This window comes from Oleiphilus sp. HI0125 (assembly GCF_001635355.1).
In genome coordinates, this window is record NZ_LWGF01000760.1 from 1 (window position 1) to 953 (window position 953).

Genomic DNA, 953 nt, shown 5'->3' on the forward strand with positions numbered 1-953 from the left:
TACTCGTATACTCAGGTCTTGAATCAATATATTGCTAGGGCGCAATCCTTGGCACTTGCTAACCAAGATAAGGCAGGCGTTTATGTTGAGCTCAATGCCTTAGAAGAAAAGCCAGTGATATTGCTTCTGATATCTGATCGGCATGTATCTCGCTTTGAGTCAAAAGAGCGTTTTTCCGTTCGTTCCTTAGAAGGAGAGTTATCTTCTAAACCTCTTCGTTTAGCTTGGCGTAAAGACGGTCAGCTTGATGCTGCGCGTCCTCAGCCTTTGAAGCTATCTGTTGATAAAGAGAGTAAGCTGATTTGTATCATGCTTAATGGTGAAGTTATCGAAGATCAGACGATCGCTGCGTCTGAATGTGGTGGGCTATGAAAACGTTTAACACAATAAGTGGGTTTACCTTAGTAGAAGTCTTAATTGCCTTGCTCGTTTTGACTGTCAGTGTCTCTAGCCTTTTTTATGCTTATCGCCTTGCTTTATCGGGTGTCGGTAAAAGCATTGAAGCACAGCAGTCCATCATGCTGTCGAATAGCTATCATTCTGATCTCAATCACCAATCACCTAGCCAGTTAAAGAAAAACCTCGAAGAAAAGTGCAAAGCGCTTACGGCACGAAATGAAAGTGTGAGTATCGTGCATCAACCTCCTATGTTGGCAGGTTCGCTTTATCTTGGTTTGAACAACATTTATGAATCATATTCCGTCGAGATCACTTTTCCTTGCACGGGTTTAACGGACTCTCGTTTATTAGCAAACTTGACCATTATGCCGCCATCTGGCCAAAAATATGAATTTGATATGGCTATGAGTAAGTTGTTAAGTGAACCGGTGAGTAAGTCCAATGCTCTCTAAACAGAAAGGTGTCACGTTGATCGAGCTAGTGCTAGCGATCGTTGTTGGTGCGGCGGTGATTGCAATGCTGATCCCTGTGTTGAAATTTATGTTTAGTGTGCC

At 42.7% G+C, this 953-nt stretch carries 3 protein-coding genes; all 3 read left to right on the top strand.

Annotated features, from left to right (window positions below; all coding sequences use genetic code 11):
* Positions 1 to 372: hypothetical protein (locus tag A3762_RS11980; protein WP_231878799.1), on the top strand; the 372-nt coding region annotated here is incomplete at its 5' end.
* The gene (locus A3762_RS11985; protein WP_068753869.1) at positions 369 to 851 is read left to right on the top strand and encodes a prepilin-type N-terminal cleavage/methylation domain-containing protein; all 483 of its coding nucleotides are present in this window, start codon (positions 369 to 371) and stop codon (positions 849 to 851) included. The genes A3762_RS11980 and A3762_RS11985, both read left to right, overlap by 4 nt.
* Positions 841 to 953, top strand: a 113-nt coding sequence (locus A3762_RS28815; RefSeq protein WP_156493417.1) for a prepilin-type N-terminal cleavage/methylation domain-containing protein, incomplete at its 3' end; no start/stop codon positions are given. The genes A3762_RS11985 and A3762_RS28815, both read left to right, overlap by 11 nt.